Source organism: Enterococcus songbeiensis (genome assembly GCF_005405265.1).
Lineage (GTDB): Bacteria > Bacillota > Bacilli > Lactobacillales > Enterococcaceae > Enterococcus_C > Enterococcus_C songbeiensis.
This window is the reverse complement of record NZ_BJDS01000003.1, coordinates 1-24335: the sequence shown is the minus strand read 5'-3', so window position 1 is coordinate 24335 and position 24335 is coordinate 1. Positions and strand designations below refer to the sequence as shown.

Sequence of the window (24335 nt, the reverse complement as noted above, 5' to 3'; positions counted from 1 at the left end):
TTTAAAAAAATTAAAACGTGGAACTAGCGAGTACCTCGCTGGTTCCTTTTTGAGTTATTACAAGTGAAAACGGGGCTCTTCGTGAATAGAAACTTGTTTTGCCAGAAACAGATTTTCAAAATTTGTACATTATGTAAATCTTCGGGAGTCTTTTAAATGAAAAAACTGAATAGAAAAACAAAGAAAAAATTACCAATATCAGCATAATGATGGGTATCTATTTTGGATTGTTGTATCCGGATAGTAAGGGGGCGAAGGCAGAAACAAAGAGTGAAGAAAAAAGCACTCATATAAAGAGAACCGATGCTATTCAGCTTGACGTTCCTTTAGAGAAACAATTTGCTTCACCGGAATTAGGAAATGGCTGCGAAGTGACGGCTCTTTCTATGTTACTGAATTATTACAATTATGAAACAGATAAAAATCAACTTGCTGACCTGCTTTCTTACGTGCCGGTCACACTGGATAATGGACTAAAAGGTAGTCCTAAAGAGGGATTTGTAGGCGATATTTGGGGAGGAGACAACGCTATGGGGGCGGATGTAGAACCGATTGCCGATGTTGCTGAAAAAATGGTCAACGAACAATTTTCAGTAGTAATGAGCCGAGAAACATCACTAGACAGCTTATTAGATTTACTTAAAAATGGGACTCCAATCTGGGTAAAGGTCACTCTTGACTTTGTACGACCAACAGAAGCTGATTTTAGGTATTGGGATACAACGAGTGGTCAGGTTAAAGTATCGCCAATCAATCATGCTAGCGTGATTACAGGATACAATGAGGACTCAATTTTTGTGAATGATCCGTATGGCTACAAAGATAGAGAAATTTCTCGAGAAGATTTTGAATTCATTTTCGAGGAAATGGGCAGCCAATCTCTATATTTAGCGGCTAAAAAGTGATCGTTTTAGTTTGCTGAATCAGATATCTAAATCGACTCTTTTTTTGTTTTCAATTCCTTTTTCTTTAGAATAATTGTTATTTAGAACGGAAATTGAAATTTTTTTGTAACATTACTTTTATATGGCTGACATATGGCTATGTTACAATTCATTTATCGTAAAACAGAATTTAAAGAATCTTATATAATTTTAAGGTCAAATTCAGATAGAAAATGAAGCCAGTCGGGGGAAAAATAGAGTGAAGAAAAGTTTGTTATCAGCATTAATGGTATGTTCATTGACGCTCGCAGCAGTAGCCGCTCCAAGTGTAGCCGCGGCAGATAGTTTCGATCAAAAAATCGAACAACAAGATCAAAAAATCAATGACTTAAAAGGACAACAAGCAGATGCTCAAGCGCAAATCGATGCATTAGAAGCAGAAATTGCGGATGTCACTGCTAAGGTCAATGACTTAGAAGCGAAACAAGAAAAATTAAGCAATGATACTGTAAAATTACAAGATACGATTGCAAAATTAAAAGTTCGGATTGCAAAACGTGAAGAAGCAATCAAAAAACAAGCTCGTGACGTTCAAGTCAACGGACAAAGCACGAACTTCATCGATGCAGTATTAGATGCTGATTCATTAACAGATGCTATCGGTCGGGTGCAAGCCATGACAACGATCGTTAATGCCAATAATGATCTAGTAGAACAACAAAAACAAGATCAAGAAGAAGTCGAAAAAAACATCAAAGAAAATGAAGCAAAGATTGCTGAAATTGCAGAAAATCAAAGTCAATTACAAGACCAAAAAGATAGTATTGCTTCTAAACAAGCAAACTTGAATGTCTTAAAAGCTGATTTAGCCGCAGAACAAGCAACGGCTGAAAATGACAAAGCAGACTTGAAGAAACAAAAAGCAGAAGCAGAAGCAGAACAAAAACGAGTTGCCGAAGAACAAAAACGCGCAGCCGAAGAACGTGCAGCAGCTGAAGCGAAGAGTCAAGCGAATGAAAAAGCAGCACAAGAAGTGGCAGCAGCCGAAGTTTCAACAAACACACCTGCTAAAACAACAACACCATCCAATGATTCTGCTGATAAATCATCAGAAGAACAAGATAATGGAAGTGACAATACCGAAGTTACAGATAATGGTGATGGCGGTAATGGTGTTGACCATAGCTCATCAGGAAATATGTATTCTTACGGTCAATGTACCTGGTATGTAAAAAATCGTGCTCCTTGGGCTGGAACTTACTGGGGAAATGGCGCACAATGGGGTGGATCTGCCGCAGCAGATGGCTACACGGTTAACTCAACACCGGCAGCTGGTACAATTGTTGTATTTGGCGCTGGTCAACAAATTGGCGACTGGACAGCCGACGGTACTTACGGACATGTTGCTTACGTAGAGTCTTACAACGCTTCAAATAATACAATTACAATTTCACAAGGTGGAATGGGCTTTAGTACACCAGGTGGACCAAACATCCAAACCTTGAGTGCATCAGGTTACACTTATATTCATCGTTAATCATTGAAATCAATTGCAAAGTCGGCGAATCTCGCCGACTTTTTTTGATATGCAAAAAAAACGGATCTCAGAAATTGAGGTCCGTTTTTTAGGTGCTACTATTTTACATAGTCTTCTGTCAGTTCCATGAAGGTTGCTACGTCTTTTAAGACCATGTCGATTCCTGCTTGCCAGAAGTCTGGTTTTGTCAAATCGACTTGTAGATGTTTTTCAGCAAGTTCTTCGGTAGTCATTGATGCAGTGTCTCGCAATAAAGCGATATAGGCATCTTCAAAGCTGGTGCCTTGCTTGGTAGCATACGCATAGATTCCCATGCTGAATAGATAACCAAAGGTGTATGGGAAGTTGTAAAACGGCACATCATCGATAAAGAAGTGCAATTTTGCTGCCCAGAAATGAGGATGGTAATTGGCTAGACCGTTTTGGTAGCTTTCTTTTTGGGCATTAACCATCATCTCAGTGATTTCATCGGTAGAAACCAATCCTTTTTGTCGTGCTTGGTAGAAATGATTTTCAAAAATATAACGGGCATGGATATTCATGAACATCGCAATTGCGTTTTGCATTTTTGTATCCAATAAATTAATCTTTTCTTCTTTGGTTTTGGCTTCCTTCAAGGTTGCATCAGCCACGATCAATTCTGCGAAAGTGCTGGCTGTTTCGGCAACGTTCATGGCATAGTCACGGTTTAATGCAGGCAGGTCCCACATTACGCTACTGTGAAACGCATGGCCTAGTTCATGTGCCAAAGTTGCGACTTCATTGACAGAGTTGCTGTAAGTCATAAAGATTCGAGATTCTTGGGTTTCTGGTAATTCCGTGCAGTAACCGCCAGGACGTTTGCCAGGACGATCTTCGGCTTCAATCCAGCTTTTTTCAAAGGCTTTTTTGGCAAAGCTAGACATTTTAGGACTGAATTTATGGAAATTCTCAATGATAAAAGCTGCGGCTTCATCAAAGCTGAAGGTCCGTTCTTCCATGTTTCCTAAAATGATTGGGGCGTCTTGGTCTTGCCATGCCATTTTTTCTTTCCCGAATAGCTGTGCTTTACGAGTTAGGTAATCAATAATCGGTTGTTTGTTTTTTTGAACAGTATCCCACATGACATCAAGGGTTTCTTTTTTCAAGCGATTGTATTCCAACGGTTGTTTCAAATAATCATCCACACTGTGAAGTTTATAGGTGGAAAGACGGAACCCGTCTAAGTGGTTCAATGTATCGCTGAAAAGATCTGCTTTTTCTCCCCAAATTTTTTCCCAAGTGTCAAATAATTGCTGACGAACAGCCGCATCAGGATCGCCCATCATTTTATTGAAAGCTTGTCCTGCTGATAGGTTTACTGTGGTTCCATCTGCTTGGGTGAAAGGAATCTCGATGGTTGCGACAAGGGTGTCGTAATGTTGGCTCCAAGCTTCCAAACCATCAAGAGAAAGTGTGTTGATGATGTTTTCCTCTGCTTCTGAAAGTTGTTCCTGTCCTTCACGACGAGTTTCCTTCAAACGAAAAGCGATGGGTTGCAAGGCTTCTGAAGTAAGCAATGTTTGAAAGCTTTCATCAGAAAGTTCTGTCAATTTTTTCGCTAAAATTGTTGCTGTTAATTGGAAACGAGGACGCAAATCAGAAAGCTGTCCGCTTAGAATTTTCGCTTTTGCATCATTTACATCCGCAGAAAGCAGGGCATTGATAAATGAGCCGCATTGAGAGAAGCCGTTGGTGATGACTTCTTGCTGTTGCATGATTGTTGCTAGCTGGTCTGCTGTCGCATCAAATTGCTGTACAGCATCCCCATAGCTTGTTAACTCCTCGGATAATTTTGTTAAACGTTGTTGCAATTCAGGAGATGCGCTTCCGCCAGGGAAAATCGTATCAAGATCCCAATTGATTGCATACTTCATAAAAAAAGACCCCTTTCGATTAGATATCTTCTTTAGTATAGCACAAGTAAAAATAGATTGTCCTTTTTCAAAAAGAGAGAAACATGGTAAGATAGTAGGCACGAAGGGAAGGGAATTCATGCGTATTTGGAAAAATCCTAATTTTTATTTAGTGATTGGTTTAGTGGTGATTGCGATTCTTTTTTACAGTTCGTCACAAACTTACCAACAGCAGTCGCAGATTGGTCTGCTGTCAAAAGTATTGAAAAATGAACCATTCAAGGAACAGCTATCTGGGATTCAGTTTATGTATGCCGGCAGCGAAGTCAGTATTCAATCGGAAGGATACTTTTCTTTTGTAGAGTTTTTTATCCGCAAAGGGGCGCATTTTCTGACGTATTTTGTGATGGCGGGCAGTTTTTGTCTGGCCTTGTTTTATAAAATGAAATCTATTTGGTGGAGTGCTTTTTTTGCCTGGTTAGCGGCAACTGGTTATGCCGGCTTGGATGAATACCATCAAATGCTGACTGGGGGACGTACCCCGTTGTTTCAAGATATCCTCTTGGATTCTGCCGGTGCGTTGACAGGTGTTCTACTGGTGTTGCTGGTTGTGAGCTGGCGAAAAAAACGATAAATCACGAGTTGTAGGAGAAATTTGAAAATTTTCAATAAAGTTATACAATAGAGAAGTAGTCAGTCCCGCTTTTTCGAAGCAGGCGCATGAAGGAGGAAATTTTATGTCAGGACACTCAAAATGGAACAACATTCAAGGCAGAAAAAATGCACAGGATGCAAAACGGGGAAAAATATTTCAAAAACTTTCCCGTGAAATCTATATGGCAGCCAAATCAGGTGGTCCTGACCCGACGATGAATCCTGCTTTGCGTCTGGTAGTAGATAAGGCGAAGGCAGCCAATATGCCCAACGATAACGTAGATCGTGCTATCAAAAAAGCCACCAGTGCAGCAGAAAGTGCAAATTATGATGAAGTAAGCTATGAAGGTTATGGACCCGGCGGCGTGGCGATTCTTGTGCACACGTTGACGGACAACCGCAATCGGACAGCCACCAATGTTCGTGTCGCCTTTACTCGAAACGGGGGGAGTCTAGGTGAAACAGGTTCTGTCAGCTATTTGTTTGATCGCAAAGGGTATATTGCCATTGAACGGGAAGGGTTGACAGTCGATGAAGACACGATGTTTGAAGACGTGTTGGAAGCTGGAGCAGAAGACTTGATTACTTCGGCGGAAGTTTTTGAAATCTATACTGCACCGGAAGATTTTGTTACAGTCCGTGATCAATTAGAAAAAGACGGCTTTAAGTTGGCGCAAGCCGAATTAACCATGATTCCACAAACAACGATTGTTTTAGCCGAAGATCAAAAAGCACAGTTAGACCAGTTAATCGACAAGCTGGAAGATGACGATGATGTATCGGAAGTATTTACTTCTGTTGAAGAATAAAAAAATGGTTCTCGCAATTTTGCGAGAACCATTTTTAGTAAACTAAAAGACGATAACTGGAGTTCCTTCTGAAACTAAACCGTACAATTCTTTCATTACACTTGGTGGTGTGTTGACACAGCCGTGAGAACCACGGGTTTTCCACAAGTCACCACCGTAAGAAGTTTGCCAATCAGAATCATGAATACCCACACCGGTCCAATCAATAGGCAACCAGTAGTCAACGGGACTTGCATAATCGGATCCATCGTCGTTTTGCCCTTTCAAGGTGGCGTTGCGTTCTTTGTTCCAAACATAGAACACGCCAGCGGGAGTTGGTGTCTTTGGTTTTCCGGTGATGACGTCAGTTTCTAACGCAACCGCACCGTCTTTGTAATACCACATGTGTTGGTTTTCTAAATCGACTTCGATATAAGTATCACCAATCAATGCTTGATCTGCAGTAGTGCTTCCTTGGACAATCGGTGAACGAGTGAAATCTTCACCAGCTAACATTGCTTCTGCTAGGGCATCCGTTTCAGCATCTGTTTGGATCGTCCAGCTCCAAGTACCGGCAGGAACGGAAACTTCTCCGCGTTTGGTACTGTTGAAGGTGGAATCATTGGTGCTGGTGTTGTATTGCTCTCCGAGATCTGCAACATAGCTACGAATTTTTTCTTTATCAACAGCAGCCTTTTCATCTTTGTAGGTCAACCAGTCCATAATCGTTTCAGTAGGAATTTGGAACGTTTCACCATTAATAGAGTAGGTTGCGTTGATTGTTGCGATTTTATTGAGAGCATCCAGCTGTTTAGTCAAGGACTCATCCGTTGAAGTAACGGCTGGTTTTTCTACATAGTCCGCTAATTCCAACGAATCTTCGGAAGAACTGACGGCTTTTTTTAAATCAGTAACAATTTTTTTCGTATCTAGGCTATCTCCTTGAACTTCGGCAGTGATCTTAAAGCCGGTGGCCTCTTTATCCAGCTTGGCATCTTGAGTAGCTGTCCGCTCTTTATTCAATGCGGTCAATTCGGTTTCCAATGTACTGATTTCTTGATTTAATTTGTCTTCATCTACGGCAACGCCGTCCAGGGAATCTTTCTCAGCAGCAAAGACATAGGCAACACCCCAAGTCCATTGGTTTTGAGAAGAAAGAACTTTATTCAGCTCAGAAGTATAATCCGTTTTTAAACCTAATTGGGTCTTTTTGAGACTTTTCCAAACCTGACCATCGTCTGTAATCGAAAACTCCTGCTCGTCGGCATTTCCCTTCAGCTTCTTGTTTGCTGCAGTAACCGTTAAATTGCTGATGTCCACATCATTAATTGTTGTGTTGGGCAAAAAACGTTCGGCGTAATGATTTCCACGAATAAAATAGCCCGCAGAAATTGCGACGATTAGACCTAGGATGACGAAAATAATGGTTTTACTATGTGATTTATGGCGCGATGCTCTGGTCATTAAGAATGCTCCTCTAAGTAGATTTAAATTGAATATCAAAATATGTAAATTTATGATAGCACATTAAAGAAAAAAAACGAATATAATGCTTGAAACTAAAGATAAACTTAGAAAACCTTAATGTAATAATTGGTGGTTAATTAGAAAGTGAAAAAAGAAAAAATAGGACCCATCGAATGGATGAGCCCTATTTTTTTATTTGTTTTCTGCGTCTTCTTTTTCAAGGTCGCTGAATGCTTGTGTCAAAATTGCTTTCAATTCTGAAGCAGAAGCGTTCATCCGATCTTGTTCGGAATCTGTCAATGGAATTTGGATAACTTGTTGGATACCTTGCGCGTTGATTACGGCAGGAGCACCGATATAAATGTCGTTTTGATCGTATTCGCCATCCAAATAAACAGATAATGGGAACACGGCATTTTCATCATTCAAGATGGCGCGGGTGATCCGGGCCAAGGCAGTAGCGATACCATAGAAGGTCGCACCTTTTTTCTCGATAATGGTATAAGCAGCATCACGAACACTAAAGAACATGTTGACCATTGCTTCTTCATCAACGTCAGGATTATTTTTGATCCATTCATAAATTTGCAGACCAGCAACGTTGGCATGAGACCAAACAGGGAATTCTGAATCGCCGTGTTCACCTAAAATGTAGGCATGGACGTTACGAGCATCCACGTTGACAAGTTCCGCAATTTTTTGACGGAAACGAGCGGAATCAAGAGATGTTCCTGAACCGATAACGCGTTCTTTAGGGAAACCAGAGAATTTCCACGTTGCGTAAGTTAAAATATCCACAGGATTTGCTGCGACTAAGAAGATTCCGTTAAATCCGGATTCTACGATTTGTGTCACAACACTGCGATTGATTTTTAAGTTTTTGTGAACTAAATCCAAGCGAGTTTCTCCAGGACGTTGAGGAGCGCCGGCTGTAATGACAACTAAATCTGCATCATGGGCATCCGCATAAGTGGCAGAGTAAATTTTCTTTGGTGAAGTCCATGCAAGAGCATCGGTTAAATCCAGTGCATCTCCTTCAGTTTTGGCTGTATTAATATCAACGATTCCGACTTCCTGCGCAATATTTTGTGTGACTAAGGCAAAAGCATAACTGGAACCTACTGCACCATCTCCGACAAGAATTACTTTTTGGTGATCTTTAAGAAACTCTCTTTTTTCGACATCTGTCATTGTTGTATCATTCCTTCCTCAGATTTGTTCTATCCTACACAATCGTACCATTTCTCCTTGTGACTGTCATCTAATACGCTTGAAATTATAACAGTTTTTTTAACTGTTATATTGTGTAAAAGCTTACAATGTTGAAATAATAGGATTGCCAGTTTTCAAATTTTTAGCGGCTTCTTTAAAAGTTTAATGAAAATTTAGAGGTTTATGGGTAACGACAACCTTCTCGTCTGTGTTATAATTTTTTAGAATTAGAAAAGACACAACTGGGTGGTAGTGATACCGTCCAGCCTTTTGTGTTTGAAGAGAAGAGTGAATGTGTTTTATGAAAATGATTGTCGGGTTGGGAAATCCCGGAAAAAAATATGAAATGACAAAACATAATGTCGGCTTTATGACAGTTGACCAGTTGGCAAAGAAACAGCAGATCAGCTTTAAAACAAGTCCTTTCGAAGCGGAAATCGCCGACTTTTTTAGTAATGGAGAAAAAGTATTTCTTGTGAAGCCTCAAACATTTATGAATGATTCTGGTCGTGCTGTTGGACCGCTGATGACCTATTATGGCATTCTTCCTGAAGAGTTGGTGGTTGTTTACGATGATTTGGATTTGGCGCTAGGAAAAATTCGACTGCGACAAAAGGGTAGTGCGGGGGGACATAATGGAATGAAGAGTCTGATTTCTCATTTAGGCACCACTGTTTTTGATCGTGTGAAAATCGGGATCGACCGACCACGTGCAGGAATGACTGTAGTGAATCACGTCTTGAGTCCCTTTGCCAAAGAAGATCTGCCAACGATTGCAGCCAGCATTGACAAAGCGGTGGCAGCCTGTGAATTTTACCTGGAAAACCAAGACTTCACCGCAACGATGAACCACTTTAATTAAACAGACACAGAAATTTTATTACTATATAATAAACACGAATTTCAGTTCCACTTTTACCAAGTGGTCTAGCAGAATGATATATGTAGAGAAAATCAAACGTCATTTTCTAGTAAGAAAATGGCATACATTAAAATGAACGAGGGGCAAAACAATGAACTTGGTTGATGTTATGAACCAAACGCCGCTGATCAATCAGTGGCAGGAACAAATCAAGCAACAAGCCAAGCGGCAATTGCTGACGGGATTATCCGGTTCGGCAAAAACGTTGGCAATTCTTGGAACGTATCAAAAATTTCAAAAACAAATTATTTTGGTCACACCTAATCTGTACTATGCCAATCAGATAACGGAAGATTTACGTAACTTGGAAGAGAATGTTTACCTCTTTCCGGTGGACGAAGTGTTGTCGGCGGAGATGGCATTTTCTTCTCCAGAAGCTCGGGCGGAACGAGTAGAAACCTTAAATGCGGTCAGTCAGCAAAAAAAAGGAATTTACGTCGTACCGGTAGCGGCTCTACGAAAATTATTACCTGATCCGCAAACCTGGCGGGAGTACCAGCTTCATTGGAACATCGGCACAGAACTTGCACTGGAAAAATTGCCGCAAACTTTGCTTTTAATGGGCTATGAGCGCCAAAGTATGATTGGAAAACCCGGCGAATTCAGTATTCGCGGTAGTATCCTTGATATTTATCCCATCACCTCTGAATATCCAATCCGTATTGAATTGTTTGATGTCGAAATCGATTCAATGCGCTATTTTGACGTGGAGACGCAACGATCTGTGGGCAATGTGGAGCAGGTCACGATTACGCCGACCACTGAATTGGTTTTTTCAGAAGCCGATATGGCTCACGGGCGGCAGCGGCTGGAGGAAGTTCTGAAAAAACGTTTGGCCGTTACGAAAGAAGCCACAGACAAGGAATTTTTAACAGATTATTTTGGTCAATTAGCGGCTTCTTGGCAAGAAAATTTGCCGGGAGAAAATGCGAACTACTATGCAGATTTGTTGTACGAAGAAGAGCATACAGTAGCAGATTACTTTCTGCCTGACAGTCTGTTGTTTGTGGACGATTATCCCCGAATTATGGAAACAAATCGGGAAATCGAACGGGAAGAAGCAGAATGGCAGACGCAACGAATCGAAGAGCTGCGGGTCTTTTCTGAACAACATTTTGGCAGTGACAGTCATCAATTTTTCCAAAAAGAAAATTTTGTCACTACGTTTTTTGCGTTGTTCCAAAAAGGAATGGGAAATCTGCGCTTTCAAGCAATCCATAATTTTCAATACCGCCCGATGCAACAATTTTTCAGCCAAATCGGTTTGTTAAAAGCAGAAATCGACCGTTGGGAAAAACAACAACAGACAGTGATTTTTGTGGTGGCAGATGCTGAACGCGCACAAAAAATGGAAAATGATTTTCGTGACCATGAAATTTATGCGGTGCAGGCAGCGGCCAACAAAATAATAACCGGACGTACCCAAATCATCCAAGGGAGTCTACAAAGCGGATTTGAATTGCCACAGGATCGGTTAGTGGTAGTGACGGAAAAAGAGATTTTTCAAAAGGTCAAGAAAAAACGTGCGCGGCGGCAGACGATTTCCAATGCCGAACGACTAAAAAGCTACAATGAATTGAAGCCCGGGGATTTTGTCGTTCATGCCAATCATGGGATTGGGAAATTTATCGGGATGCAGACGTTGGAAGTCGACGGTGTCCATCAAGATTACCTCACGATTGTGTACCAAAACGAGGACAAATTATTTATTCCAGTCACTCAGTTGAATTTGATCCAAAAATATGTAGCTTCTGAATCAAAAACGCCAAAGATCAACAAACTTGGCGGCAGTGAATGGAGCAAAACAAAACGCAAAGTATCCAGTCGAATCGAAGATATCGCAGATGATTTGATTGCACTGTATGCCAAACGAGAATCAGAAAAAGGGTATGCGTTTGGACCGGATGACGGGTACCAGCAAGAATTTGAGGATGCCTTTGCTTATACGGAAACCGACGATCAGTTGCGGAGTACGGCAGAAATCAAGCACGACATGGAAAAAACCAAGCCAATGGATCGGTTGCTAGTCGGCGATGTGGGCTTTGGGAAAACAGAAGTAGCTTTGCGGGCAGCTTTTAAAGCCATTAAGGAAAGCAAACAGGTCGCTTTTTTAGTTCCGACAACGATTTTGGCGCAACAGCATTATGAAACCATGATGGATCGTTTTGAAGGGTTTCCGGTAAATATCGGTTTGCTGAGTCGGTTCCGTACGAAAAAGCAACAGGAAGAAACCATTGAACAATTACGGACCGGTCAAGTGGATATCGTGGTGGGTACCCATCGTCTATTGTCAAAAGATGTGCAGTTTTCTGATTTAGGTTTGTTGGTAGTGGATGAGGAACAGCGTTTTGGCGTGAAGCATAAGGAACGGTTGAAACAACTTCGTTCACAAGTCGATGTCTTGACGTTGACGGCAACACCGATTCCCCGTACGTTGCACATGTCGATGCTGGGGGTTCGTGATTTATCAGTCATCGAAACGCCGCCGGAAAACCGCTACCCCATTCAAACCTATGTGATGGAAACCAATCCCGGTGCAATCCGTGAAGCGATTTTGCGAGAAATGGCTCGGGGAGGACAGGTTTTCTACTTGTACAACCGGGTTGCTACAATTGAGAAAAAAGTTGATGAAATCCAAGCGCTGGTGCCAGATGCTCGAATCGGTTTTGCGCATGGTCAGATGACGGAAATTCAATTAGAAAATACGCTATTTGATTTTATCGAGGGGCAGTATGACGTGTTAGTCACTACCACCATCATCGAAACCGGTGTTGACATTCCCAATGCCAATACGTTATTCGTTGAAAATGCTGATTATATGGGTTTATCCACCCTGTATCAATTGCGAGGACGTGTCGGTCGGTCAAATCGGGTCGCTTATGCCTACTTTATGTATGAACAGCAAAAAGTATTGAATGAAGTCAGTGAAAAACGGCTACAAGCCATCAAAGATTTTACGGAATTGGGTTCCGGCTTTAAAATTGCAATGCGGGATTTGTCGATTCGTGGTGCGGGAAATCTGTTGGGAGCACAGCAGCATGGCTTTATTGATGCCGTTGGGTTTGATATGTACTCTCAAATGCTGTCTGAAGCTGTGGCACGAAAACAAGGAAAGAATACGCAAACCGAAAAAACCTCCGTGGAAATCGATTTGGGAATCGATGCCTATCTGCCGGGAACCTATATTGAAGATGAACGGCAAAAAATCGAGATTTACAAACGAATCCGCGAATTGGAAACAGAAGAAATGTTGGATGAAGTTCAAGATGATTTGTTAGATCGTTTTGGTGAGTATCCTGATGAAGTGGCTCATTTGCTGACAATCGGACAAATCAAGATGGATGGCGACCGCGCCCTGCTGGAAACGATTCGCAAGGAACAGCAGCAGTTGCGTTTTGTGTTGAGCAAGGTGGGAACGAAAACATATTCTGTTGAGCAATTGTTTGAAGCGTTGACGGCAACGAAGCTGAAAGCGGCATTGGGAGTCAGCAATGAAAAAATGCAGATTACACTGACGATTCCACAAAAAATGTCGGAGATTGTCTGGCTGCAAGAAATTCAGTCTTTTGTTAAAGCATTACGGGCAGAAAAATACAAAACAAAAAAACCGGAATAACGAGCAATCCATGTAAAAATCAGAAAAGAGCGGAGGCGAACTTGTGGCAAAAAATCAAATGAAGACAGTCATGCAAGGGGCCTTCGTGCTGACGTTGGCATCTTTTGTGGCGAAATTACTGAGTGCAGTCTATCGAGTTCCCTTTCAAAACGTGGTGGGGGATGAAGGCTTCTATGTGTACCAGCAGGTTTATCCAATCTATGGCATGGCGATGACGCTGGCGCTTTCCGGGCTGCCACAGTTTATCTCCAAATACATTGCAGAAAAGCCTACGCTAAAAGCGCAACGAGAAGGCATGGAAAAACTGTATCCATTGGTTTTATGGACTTCGGTTCTGTTGTGGGGAGCTACTTTTTTTGGTGCGGGAGCTTTCGCTTACCTGATGGGAAATGCCCAGTTAGCAGTGTTGATTCGGGTGGTGTCCTTCGCCTTTTTATTGGTTGCTCCGTTGGCCTTTTATCGGGGAAATTTTCAGGGGAATCTTCAAATGGTACCTTCTGCTGTTTCGCAGGTGGTGGAACAGTTGCTGCGGGTCAGCGTGATATTGCTTGCGGCTTGGGCTTTTCGCCATTTTGGTTTGTCTATCTATCAAACCGGAACAATCGCCATGCTTGGGGCAGTGGTCGGCGGTTCTGCCGCGTGGCTGATTTTAGCCCATTACGAAAAAAAAATTCATGGCCGAACGTTAGGTTTGAATCGTTTGCCGCTTTTTTCTCCTCAAGATCCGGACTTACGGCGACGTTTTTTAATTGAAGGCGGTCTGCTTTTTATTTATAGTGGTCTGCTGATTTTATTTCAGCTGATTGATTCCTTTGTCATTACCAATGCGTTGGAAACCTACGGACTGACACAACAGGCGGCACGAATCGCCAAGGGTGTTTACGATCGGGGACAGCCATTAGTACAGTTGGGACTCGTGGCTGCAACAGCATTAAGTTCGACTTTTTTGCCGGCATTGACGGGGTATCTTCACCAAGAAAATCAACGCCTGTTTCGTAATTCCGCCAAAATTTATCTGCGTTTGACGGCGAGTATTGCGCTGGCGGCTTCCGTGGGCCTAGTTTTATTACTGCCCTATGTGAATTTTGCCCTGTTCAAGGATTTTTCCGGAAATGAAACACTGACTCTATTTGTTTTTTCCGTGTTTTTGATGGGGATGATCCAAGCCTATCAAAGTATTGCCCAAAGCAAAAACCGCTTCCGTACATCAATCCAAGCAGCCGGGTTGGGTCTTTTGGTGAAATGTATTGCCACTTGGGGATTGACGGCGCTATTTGGGACGGTGGGTGCCAGCTTAGGAACGTTGGCCGGCTTAGCGATAGTTTTACAGCGGCTGATCAAAAAAGAAGATGCTCGCCTAAACGCTTTTTGGCGGGAACGAAAATTCGGCAGAACATTGATTTTCTGTATTGGAATCATGATTTGTAGTATATTGGTTTATTATAGCGGTGTGGCATTTCTTTTTGGTAATGTCCAACACCGATTGCAGGCACTGGGAATCAGTGTGGTGGGAGTGGCGATTGGCGTCGTCTTTTTCATCGGCAGCGCGATTCGATTGCGCCTGTTTACTGTTAGAGAATGGCTATTACTGCCATTTGGGAAAAAAATATTACGTTTTAAAAGGAGCTAAAAACGATGCGTTTAGACAAATTTTTAAAAATCGCGCGAATCATCAAACGGCGAACGGTTGCTAAAGAAGTGGCAGACAAAGGGCGAATCCAGATCAACGGCAAGCTGGCAAAATCCAGCAGTACCGTAAAAATCGGCGACCTTGTAAAGATTCAATTTGGCAACAAACTCTTGGAAATCAAAGTCACCGAACTGCATGAATCAACGAAAAAAGAAGATGCAGAAAAAATGTACGAAATTATTTCGGAAACACGTCAAGAAAGTCATGCGAATTAGATTAGACAAGCTATCTTGATGTTGGTATAATGAGAACGACAATCACGAGAGATGGAGAGAGTATGCGATGAAAAACGAGAACAACATTACGACGCTTGACACTGCTTATGCAAAGGCTCAGTATGCAAAATACAAAGAACAACATCAGCAAGTTGTTTTTCGTCGCCGACGCTTAGGTGCGATTTTTATTGCAGCGATAGCCGTTTTTGTGTTTGTCGGGTTTCAATTGTTTCAAGACCATCAACGTTTGCAAGAACTCCGGGAAATCAAGCAGGAAGCAGTGCTTGAGCAGGAAGAAGCCGCCAAAACGGTTGCCCAGCTCCAACATGATGTTTCCCTGTTGAAGGACGATGACTACGTGGCAAAATTAGCCCGCAGCCGTTTCTTTTATTCAAAAGACGGAGAAAGTGTCTACCCTTTGCCAGAAGGAGACAATCAAACAAGCGAATCACAATCGTCTACTACTACCAATGAGTAGTGAAATATATATTTAGGGAAAAAACTAGGAGGAACAGTTTTTATATGTCAATCGAAGCAGGAGCTAAGCTACAAGGAAAAGTGTCTGGTATCACAAATTTTGGTGCATTTATCGATTTAGGGGATAGAAAAACCGGGTTGGTTCACATCAGCGAAGTATCAAATGGCTTTGTCAAAGATATCAATGATGTGTTGAAGGTTGGCGATGAAGTAACGGTATTGGTCACTTCTGTTGGAGATGACGGGAAAATCGGCTTATCAATTCGCAAAGCGCAAGAACAACCGCAAGAAAAACGTGAATTTGTAAAAAAAGAACCACGCAGCAGCCGTCCCGTACAAAAGAAATCATTTTCTCGTGGGCAAAGCCCAATGAATGCTGCCAATAAACAAGACTTCGATTCATTGATGAGTTCATTTTTGAAAGACAGCGATGACCGTCTGACATCTTTGAAACGCAATACTGAAGGAAAACGCGGTGGCCGCGGTGGGCGTCGCAACTAATAACTGAATTTGTTTTGCAGAGAGTGAAACAAAGGCGGAATGAAGTTGTATTCATTCGTTCAAAGATAAAGAAATCAGACCTATTCGTTCCTGATTAGAAGTTTTTGAACCCATGATTACCAAAATCAAATGTAATCCGAACTATATAGAATATTGCTCCTGCGGTCCGGTTGGTCCTTGTCGCAAAACTGTGGCGCTTTGGAGTGCTTTCTACGATAGTTCGGATTTTTTTTCTGTCATTCAATCAAGGATAGAATCTTAAAAAAAGCAGGTGAAGTGTGTGGAATTAGAAACAGCGTTTTGGCAGCGGGGCAATCAGGAGGGCTACTGGGAGCCACAGCGAAATATTTTGCTGGCGGTCTCTACCGGGGTAGATTCAATGGTTTTGCTGGATTTGATGGAAAAAGTCAGTCAAAAAATCGACTGCACCATCGCTGTGGCTCATATCAACCATCAGTTGCGGGAGGCGTCACAGCAGGAAGAAAAGTTTTTGCAGGACTATTGTCAAAAAAAAGGAATTCCCTGTTATGTTCGTCGCTGGGAAAATCCGCCAATCGCCGGGATGGAAAATGCGGCACGGCAATTTCGCTATGATTTTTTTCGTCAGCTGATGCAGACGTATTATTTTGATACTCTGATGACAGCCCATCACAGTGATGACCAACTGGAAACGATGCTGATGAAAATGATGCGGGAAGGCAATTTGAAAAGTGCTGCCGGAATCCGTCCCAGCCAATCTTTTGCTGGCGGAAAGCTGATTCGTCCACTGCTGTCCTTCAGCAAAGAAGAAATTCAAACCTACGCCCAGCAAAAAAAAATCTTCTATTATGAAGACGAAACCAATTCTTCGTTGGATATGCAGCGAAATCGGCTGCGGCATCAGGTGGTTCCCTTGTTAAAAAAAGAAAATCCACAGATTTTACCGCATTTTCAGCAATTGTCTCAGCAATTGCTTTGGGCAGAAGACTGGGTGACACAACAGCAAAAAGCATGGTTTGAAACAGCCGTCCACCGAGAAGCGGATTGGCAGTTTGCCTTGCCTGATTTTTTGGCGAATGCGCCTGCTCAACGCTATTTTTATTTGCAATATTTCTTTATGGAAAGTCGCAAACAACTGGGAATCGGTGCCAGTGAAGAGCAGCTGATGAAAATTTTGCAGCAGCTAAATAGTGAGAAAGCCCAGTGGACCTTAGATTTTGAGGAAGATTGGCAAGTTATCAAAACCTATGACCGCTTTTCTTTGCAGCGAAATCAAAGCCAAGAAGCACTGAAATGCCACGAAATGCGGTTAGGCGAAAGCCTTTTTTTGTCAGAAAATGAATGGTTGGCGCTGTGGCGCAGTGATCAACCGGGGAAAATTCCCAAAAAAGTCAAATTTTGGTCAGAATTCAGTCAAGTTTTACCGGTAGACTTTTCCACGATGGTAACAATCCGTAAACGCAAGGCAGGAGACAGGATTCAGCTGACTCCAGCGTTGCAAAAAAAAGTCAGTCGTGTGTTTATCGATAAAAAAATACCTAATGAACAACGGGAACGGGCTTGGCTGGTGGAAGATGAGGAACAACGCATAGTGGCAATTCTACCGGTCCTCTTTTCTTATTTGAGTATTGCCGAGGAAACTGATAAAATACACTACAGACTTCTTTATAAATATCGGAAGTAGCATTGGAAGGAGAAGAAAATGTTAGAAAAAGATATCGAGAAAATCTTAGTTACCAAAGAAGAGATTTCTGCTCGCTGTGACGTGTTGGGGAAAGAACTGACCAGTGAATACGAAGGAAAGAACCCGCTAGTAATCGGCGTTTTGAAAGGTTCAATCCATTTTATGGCAGATATCGTTCGTGCGATGGATTGTTACTTGGAGATGGACTTTATGGACGTGTCCAGTTACGGTAAGGCAACCGTTTCATCAGGAGAAGTAAAAATTTTGAAGGACCTCGATACCAATGTTGAAGGTCGTGACCTGTTAATCGTGGAAGACATCATTGACAGTGGCCGCACCCTTGCGTATCTAGTGGATCTGTTCAAATACCGCAAAGCCAAATCAGTAAAAATCGTGACCTTGTTAGATAAACAAGAAGGCCGTGTGGTAGATATCGAAGCAGATTATATCGGTTTTGATGTGCCAAATGAATTTGTGGTCGGATACGGTTTAGATTACATTGAGCAATATCGCAACCTTCCTTATGTAGGAGTTTTAAAACCTAGCGTTTATCAGTCAAATTAATGCTAGAATTCAATTTAGATATGGTACAATGTAATGGTCAGTATTGATAAAAGAATAGCCAGGGAGGGCAAGCATGAATAAGAAAAATAACGGTATGCTGAAAAATACCTTATACTATGTACTCGTGCTCCTTGCGATGGTCATGGTCGTCTATTTCATCTTTGGAAACGGCAGCCAGCAATCGCCAGACATCGAGTACTCTAAATTTACCGAACAATTAAGAGATGGCAAAATCAAAGAATTTTCCGTCCAGCCAACAAATGGTGTTTACAAAATTACCGGTGAATACAAAGAAAAACAAACGGTCAGCAACAGCAATGGGCTGTCTGTTTGGGGAGACACAGATACACCAACAACCAGTTTTTCTACAACCGTTCTACCAAATGATTCCACACTTAGCGAAGTGACGGACTTAGCCAGTGAGAACGATGTGAAAACAGTCATCAAAGAACAATCAAACAGCGGCGTATGGCTTTCACTGTTAATGAGCTTCCTGCCATTGGTAATCATTATCTTTTTCTTCTATATGATGATGGGCCAACAAGGCGGTGGCGGCGGTGGTGGCGGCCGTGTCATGAACTTTGGCAAATCCAAAGCCAAAGAAGCTGACAAAAAAGCCAACCGTATCCGCTTCTCTGATGTTGCCGGAGCAGAAGAAGAAAAACAAGAACTAGTAGAAGTTGTTGAATTCTTGAAAGATCCGCGGCGTTTCGTGGAACTTGGCGCCCGCATCCCAGCCGGTGTCTTGTTGGAAGGACCTCCCGGAACTGGTAAAACTTTGCTTGCAAAAGCCGTTGCCGGTGAAGCAGGCGTACCGTTTTATTCAATTTCCGGTTCAGACTTTGTAGAAATGTTCGTTGGTGTCGGAGCAAGTCGTGTCCGTGACCTCTTTGAAACCGCAAAGAAAAATGCACCAGCAATTATCTTCATCGATGAAATCGATGCCGTTGGTCGTCAACGTGGCGCTGGTATGGGCGGCGGTCATGATGAACGGGAACAAACCTTGAACCAATTATTGGTTGAGATGGATGGATTTGACGGCAACGAAGGCGTCATCGTCATCGCCGCAACCAACCGTTCCGATGTGTTAGATCCTGCTTTGCTACGTCCAGGTCGTTTTGACCGTCAAATTTTGGTGGGTCGTCCAGACGTTAAAGGTCGTGAAGCGATTTTACGGGTTCATGCTCGGAACAAACCGTTAGCGGATGACGTTGATTTGAAAGTCGTAGCGCAACAAACACCAGGCTTTGCCGGTGCAGATTTAGAAAATGTCTTGAATGAAGCGGCGTTAGTTGCTGCTCGTCGAAATAAAAAGAAAATCGATGCTTCTGATGTGGATGAAGCCGAAGACCGTGTTATTGCTGGACCAGCGAAGAAAGATCGCGTAATCAGCAAACGGGAACGAGAAATGGTGGCATACCACGAAGCAGGACACACGATCGTTGGTTTGGTCTTAAGCCGTGCCCGAGTGGTGCATAAAGTAACGATCATCCCTCGTGGAAAAGCGGGCGGATACATGATCGCCTTGCCAAGAGAAGATCAAATGCTAATGACCAAAGACGATATGTTTGAACAAATCGTTGGGTTGCTTGGTGGACGGACAGCAGAAGAAATCATCTTCAACGTTCAATCTACCGGTGCTTCCAATGACTTTGAACAAGCAACCGGTTTGGCTCGCAGCATGGTGACTGAATACGGGATGAGTGAAAAACTTGGACCTGTTCAATATGAAGGCAATCATCAAGTCTTTGTCGGTCGTGACTACGGTCAAACCAAAGCTTACTCGGAACAAGTCGCTTATGAGATCGATCAAGAAGTACGAAGCATTTTGAATCAAGCCCATGAAAAAGCGCGGGAAATCATTGAAGCGCATCGCGAACAACACAAATTGATTGCTGAAAAATTGTTGCAACATGAAACCTTGGATGCGAAAGCAATCAAATCACTGTTTGAAGAAGGTAAAATGCCGGAAGGAACAGAAGAAGAATACCCAAGCGAAAAAGCACAAACTTTTGAAGAAGCAAAACGTGCCTTGGAAGAAAAGGATGCGGAAAAACAAGCCGCTGAAAAATCTGATTTTGAAGAAGCGAAAGAGTACTTTGACGCAGAAGCTGAAGAAGTTCGCACAAAAGATGATTCCGATCAACCAAAAGATGAACAATAAGAAATGACAGATCCAGCCAGAAGACGGAAAATCCGTCCCTCTGGCTGGATTTTTTAAGTTTTTTATTTGTTTTGAACCGGCAACGTTGAAAAAAAAGCTGCTTCCTAGTATGATTCATAAGTAAAATCAAAAGGAGCGATTGATCCCATGAAAGATTATTTAGTAAAAGCATTAGCATACGACGGCTTTGTTCGTGCATACGCAGTCAGCGCGACTCACGCAGTTGCCGAAGCGCAAAAGCGTCATGATACATGGAATACTTCCTCGGCTGCCTTAGGACGGGCGCTGGTTGGCGGCTTGTTGCTGGGAGCTACCGTTAAAGGTGAAGATAAATTAACTATCAAGATTCAAGGAGATGGTCCTGCCGGGGCGATTATCGTCGATAGTAACGGTCACGGGGACGTCAAAGGCTATATCAAAAATCCACATTTAAGTTTGCCTCTGAATGAACAGGGAAAGATTGATGTCCGAGGAGCAGTTGGAACCCAAGGAATGTTCACCGTCATCAAGGATTTGGGATTGAAAGAACCTTTCTCCGGTCAAACACCAATTGTATCAGGAGAGCTGGGGGATGACTTTACTTACTATTTGGCCGTATCCGAGCAAATTCCTTCTGCCGTTGGGTTAAGCGTGTTAGTCAATACAGATGATTCCATCAAAACGGCCGGAGGATTCATGATCCAAATCATGCCGGGAGCAGATGAAGCCGTAATTGAGGCAATTGAGATGGCGTTGAAGGAAACGCCGCGAATTTCCACCTTATTGGATGAAGGACAACGGCCAGAAGATATTTTACAAGGTCTGTTGCCAGCTACCAAAGTGGAATTTTTGGACACTATTGACGTGCAATTTGCCTGTGACTGTTCAAAAGAAAAATTTTCAGAAGCAATCATCGCTCTAGGACCAGATGAAATTCAGGCGATGATCGAGGAAGATCATGGTGCCGAAGCAGTTTGCGCTTTTTGCAATAATAAGTATCAGTACACAGAAGAAGATTTAGCTGCATTAAAGGAAGAAGCGGGAGGGAAAAAATGAACAACACATGGAAAATCGGGAATGTAGAGATTCCCAATCGCGTTGTTGTTGCCCCTATGGCAGGGATTACCAACGCGGCCTTTCGTGTAACCGTCAAAGAATTTGGTGCCGGATTAGTCGTTTGCGAAATGATTAGCGACCAGGGTATCCATTTTCGTAACAAAAAAACCTTGGAGATGCTGTATATCGATGAACGGGAACATCCATTGAGTGTTCAGATTTTTGGCGGAAACAAGGACTCCTTAGTTGAAGCAGCGCGCTTTGTTCAGGAAAATACTCAAGCGGATATCATCGACATCAACATGGGCTGTCCCGTCAACAAAGTCATCAAGGCAGAAGCGGGTGCAAAATGGTTGTTGGACCCCGATAAAGTGTATGAAATGGTACATGCGGTGTCTGCTGCCGTCGATATTCCCGTGACAGTAAAAATGCGTATTGGTTGGGATGATCAGCATGTTTTTGCCGTTCAAAATGCCCAAGCGGCAGAAGCAGCCGGTGCCTCAGCAATTGCCATGCATGGACGGACACGGGTTCAGATGTATGAAGGTGTGGCAAATTGGGAAGTATTAAAAGAAGTTAAACAAAATATCACGATTCCATTTATGGGGAATGGTGACGTAAAAACCCCGGAAGATGCGAAACGAATGCTGGAAGAAGTCGGTGCCGATGGTGTAATGATCGGTCGGGCAGCTTTGGGGAATCCTTGGATGATTCATCGCACACAACATTACTTGGAAACTGGAGAGTTGATGGCCGAACCTATGCCAAGAGAAAAAATCGCAACAGCGAAGGTACATCTGCAACGTTTGGTGGATTTAAAGGGAGAAGGAGTAGCTGCCAGAGAGTTTCGTCAGCATGCTTCCTACTATCTAAAGGGGATTCCTCGCGCGGCAAAAGTTAAAGTGGCTATCAATCAAGCGGAGGACCAACACACAATCATTGATCTCCTTGATGCTTTTGTAGAAAAAATCGAACAGCATCCGGTAGCAAGATAGCTGCATAAAGAATAAAAAACAAGACGAAAAGCTTAAATCGTCTTGCTTTTTTTCGCCATCATTGGCATTATAAGAAAGAACAGAAAACAGAATGGAGGAACACTCGTGACAGAGGAACAACACACACAAGAAGAACTAAATGACCAAATGCTGGTTCGTCGTCAAAAGATGGAACAGTTGCGAGAAGAGGGGATTGATCCTTTCGGCAAGCGTTTCGACCGGACCCATAACTCCGCAGAATTGCATGAATTATTTAACCAACGCACAAAAGAAGAATTAGCGGAAATGAATCTCTCAGCAAGTATCGCTGGCCGCATCATTACCAAACGAGGCAAGGGCAAAGCCGGCTTTGCCCATTTGCAAGATCGGGAAGGACAAATCCAAATCTACGTTCGCAAAGATCAAGTCGGAGATGCAGCTTATGATGTTTTCAAACATGCTGACCTTGGAGATTTCTTCGGTGTAGCCGGTGAAATCATGAAAACCGATACCGGTGAAGTAACCATCAAAGCCAAAGAAATCACGATTTTATCAAAAGCGTTGCGCCCGTTGCCTGATAAATACCATGGCTTGACGAATGTTGAACAACGCTACCGTCAACGCTATTTGGATTTAATCAGCAACCGGGAAAGTTTTGACCGTTTCACCAAACGCAGCCAAATTATCAGCGAAATCCGTCGCTATTTAGATGGATTGGACTATTTGGAAGTGGAAACACCGGTTCTGCACAATCAAGCCGGCGGAGCCGCTGCCCGTCCATTTACGACCCATCATAATGCATTGGATATGGACCTATATTTGCGTATCGCTTTGGAATTGCATTTAAAACGTCTGATTGTCGGTGGCATGGAGAAAGTTTATGAAATTGGTCGGGTTTTCCGAAACGAAGGAATCGACACGACCCATAACCCAGAATTTACGATGCTCGAAGTCTATACTGCTTATACCGATTACCGTGATGTGATGGACCTGACAGAAGGAATTATCCGCAACGCCGCCCAAAAGGTTCTTGGTAATGCAACCATCAGCTATGACGGGCAACAAGTTGACCTGGAAGTTGAATTCAAACGGATCCACATGGTCGATGCCATCAAAGAGCAAACCGGTGTTGACTTCTGGCAAGAAATGACGGTTGCCGAAGCTCGTGAATTGGCTAAAAAACATCATGTTGAGATTACTGATGCGATGACTGTAGGACACATCATCAATGAATTTTTCGAAACATTCGTAGAAGATACACTGCAACAACCAACTTTTGTTTATGGTCACCCAGTAGAAGTTTCTCCATTGGCGAAGAAAAATCCGGATGACGGTCGCTTTACCGATCGCTTCGAACTATTTATTGTAGGCAGAGAATTTGCCAATGCCTTCACTGAGTTAAACGATCCTATCGATCAGAGAGCACGTTTTGAAGACCAAGAAAAAGAACGAGAACAAGGAAACGATGAAGCTCATGGGGTGGATGAAGATTTCCTAGAGGCATTAGAATATGGTATGCCGCCAACAGGAGGACTAGGAATCGGAATCGACCGACTAGTCATGTTGTTGACTGATGCGCAATCGATTCGCGACGTCCTATTGTTCCCAACAATGAGATAAAATAGAAAAACCTGTCGATTTCAATGATCGGCAGGTTTTTTTAATAGAAAACTTCACTAGATATTTCCGCTTTTTACCCGTTAATTTTGCATGAAAAAGCTTAAATAACGAATGATTATCAGCTAGAAAGAAATAAACAATCGGATATGAAAAAAAGTTAAAAAAAGCACAAGAAATCCATTGACCTCACGTGTTTTAGTTGGTATATTATTACATGTCCTCAAGAGAGCAACAACGCTTGAGAACAGCAATTAAAAAAGTTTGGAAAAAACTTAAAAAAGTGATTGACAGACGGCAAACAGATTGCTAAAATAACAAAGTCGCTGTTAAGCAGCCGAGGAAAATTCGTTTTAAACACTTTGTTCAAACGAAAAAAACTTCAAACTTTTAGTTGACAATCACTTGTCAATCTGATATGATTTAAAAGTTGCTGAAACAACGCAGTAGACCTTTGAAAACTGAACAAAGCAAGCAAACG

The 24335-nt window shown here is 42.5% G+C and carries 19 protein-coding genes; 16 read left to right on the top strand and 3 right to left on the bottom strand.

Annotation, left to right across the window (positions count from 1 at the left end):
* The first annotated feature begins 209 nt into the window (after positions 1-209).
* Together FFM66_RS01945 and FFM66_RS01940 are read left to right on the top strand one after the other, a co-directional pair.
* Positions 210-905, top strand: a complete 696-nt coding sequence (locus tag FFM66_RS01945; RefSeq protein ID WP_171000775.1) for a C39 family peptidase — start codon at positions 210-212, stop codon at positions 903-905.
* A gap of 238 nt (positions 906-1143) precedes the next feature.
* Positions 1144-2421 carry a CHAP domain-containing protein gene (locus FFM66_RS01940; RefSeq protein ID WP_137604884.1) on the top strand — a complete coding sequence of 426 codons (1278 nt, stop codon included), beginning with the start codon at positions 1144-1146 and terminating at the stop codon, positions 2419-2421.
* 98 nt (positions 2422-2519) lie between these two features.
* Here FFM66_RS01940 and FFM66_RS01935 read toward each other — a convergent pair whose 3' ends face one another.
* Entirely contained in the window at positions 2520-4316 is a 1797-nt protein-coding gene (locus FFM66_RS01935; protein WP_137604883.1) for a M3 family oligoendopeptidase, read from the bottom strand.
* 118 nt (positions 4317-4434) lie between these two features.
* On the opposite strand from FFM66_RS01935, the gene FFM66_RS01930 reads away from it, so the two are divergent.
* Both FFM66_RS01930 and FFM66_RS01925 read left to right on the top strand, forming a co-directional pair.
* Positions 4435-4929: a VanZ family protein gene (locus FFM66_RS01930; RefSeq protein WP_137604882.1), complete on the top strand. Its 495-nt coding sequence runs from the start codon at positions 4435-4437 to the stop codon at positions 4927-4929.
* A 103-nt stretch (positions 4930-5032) separates the two neighbouring features.
* Positions 5033-5758: a YebC/PmpR family DNA-binding transcriptional regulator gene (locus FFM66_RS01925; RefSeq protein ID WP_137604881.1), complete on the top strand. Its 726-nt coding sequence runs from the start codon at positions 5033-5035 to the stop codon at positions 5756-5758.
* Between the two features lie 42 nt (positions 5759-5800).
* Here FFM66_RS01925 and FFM66_RS01920 read toward each other — a convergent pair whose 3' ends face one another.
* Together FFM66_RS01920 and FFM66_RS01915 are read right to left on the bottom strand one after the other, a co-directional pair.
* Complete coding sequence (locus FFM66_RS01920) at positions 5801-7201, bottom strand: L,D-transpeptidase family protein (RefSeq protein ID WP_137604880.1); 1401 nt, start codon at positions 7199-7201, stop codon at positions 5801-5803.
* 195 nt (positions 7202-7396) lie between these two features.
* A complete protein-coding gene (locus FFM66_RS01915) occupies positions 7397-8395 on the bottom strand; it encodes an L-lactate dehydrogenase (RefSeq protein ID WP_137604879.1) in 999 nt (332 codons plus the stop codon).
* Between the two features lie 322 nt (positions 8396-8717).
* Here FFM66_RS01915 and pth point away from each other — a divergent pair, with 322 nt between their 5' ends.
* From pth to lysS, 12 genes are all read left to right on the top strand, one after another.
* Positions 8718-9278 carry an aminoacyl-tRNA hydrolase gene (gene pth, locus FFM66_RS01910; RefSeq protein WP_048603401.1) on the top strand — a complete coding sequence of 187 codons (561 nt, stop codon included), beginning with the start codon at positions 8718-8720 and terminating at the stop codon, positions 9276-9278.
* Positions 9279-9447: 169 nt separating this feature from the next.
* Positions 9448-12954 carry a transcription-repair coupling factor gene (mfd, locus tag FFM66_RS01905; protein WP_371851507.1) on the top strand — a complete coding sequence of 1169 codons (3507 nt, stop codon included), beginning with the start codon at positions 9448-9450 and terminating at the stop codon, positions 12952-12954.
* 43 nt (positions 12955-12997) lie between these two features.
* Positions 12998-14584: a putative polysaccharide biosynthesis protein gene (locus FFM66_RS01900; RefSeq protein WP_048603376.1), complete on the top strand. Its 1587-nt coding sequence runs from the start codon at positions 12998-13000 to the stop codon at positions 14582-14584.
* A gap of 5 nt (positions 14585-14589) precedes the next feature.
* Positions 14590-14859: an RNA-binding S4 domain-containing protein gene (locus tag FFM66_RS01895; protein WP_048603377.1), complete on the top strand. Its 270-nt coding sequence runs from the start codon at positions 14590-14592 to the stop codon at positions 14857-14859.
* A 67-nt stretch (positions 14860-14926) separates the two neighbouring features.
* On the top strand, positions 14927-15337 hold the full coding sequence (locus tag FFM66_RS01890; protein ID WP_048603378.1) for an FtsB family cell division protein: 411 nt from the start codon (positions 14927-14929) through the stop codon (positions 15335-15337).
* 44 nt (positions 15338-15381) lie between these two features.
* Positions 15382-15837: a S1 domain-containing RNA-binding protein gene (locus FFM66_RS01885; RefSeq protein ID WP_048603379.1), complete on the top strand. Its 456-nt coding sequence runs from the start codon at positions 15382-15384 to the stop codon at positions 15835-15837.
* Between the two features lie 280 nt (positions 15838-16117).
* Entirely contained in the window at positions 16118-17500 is a 1383-nt protein-coding gene (gene tilS, locus FFM66_RS01880) for a tRNA lysidine(34) synthetase TilS (protein ID WP_137604877.1), read from the top strand.
* Positions 17501-17518: 18 nt separating this feature from the next.
* Positions 17519-18064, top strand: coding sequence for a hypoxanthine phosphoribosyltransferase (gene hpt, locus FFM66_RS01875; protein ID WP_048603381.1), 546 nt, complete (start codon positions 17519-17521; stop codon positions 18062-18064).
* 73 nt (positions 18065-18137) lie between these two features.
* The gene (ftsH, locus tag FFM66_RS01870) at positions 18138-20228 is read left to right on the top strand and encodes an ATP-dependent zinc metalloprotease FtsH (protein ID WP_137604876.1); all 2091 of its coding nucleotides are present in this window, start codon (positions 18138-18140) and stop codon (positions 20226-20228) included.
* 147 nt (positions 20229-20375) lie between these two features.
* Complete coding sequence (gene hslO, locus FFM66_RS01865; RefSeq protein WP_137604875.1) at positions 20376-21263, top strand: Hsp33 family molecular chaperone HslO; 888 nt, start codon at positions 20376-20378, stop codon at positions 21261-21263.
* Positions 21260-22258, top strand: a complete 999-nt coding sequence (gene dusB, locus FFM66_RS01860) for a tRNA dihydrouridine synthase DusB (RefSeq protein WP_137604874.1) — start codon at positions 21260-21262, stop codon at positions 22256-22258. Before hslO ends, dusB begins: the two co-directional genes overlap by 4 nt.
* A 105-nt stretch (positions 22259-22363) precedes the next feature.
* Entirely contained in the window at positions 22364-23857 is a 1494-nt protein-coding gene (lysS, locus tag FFM66_RS01855) for a lysine--tRNA ligase (protein WP_048603385.1), read from the top strand.
* Positions 23858-24335: the final 478 nt, after the last annotated feature.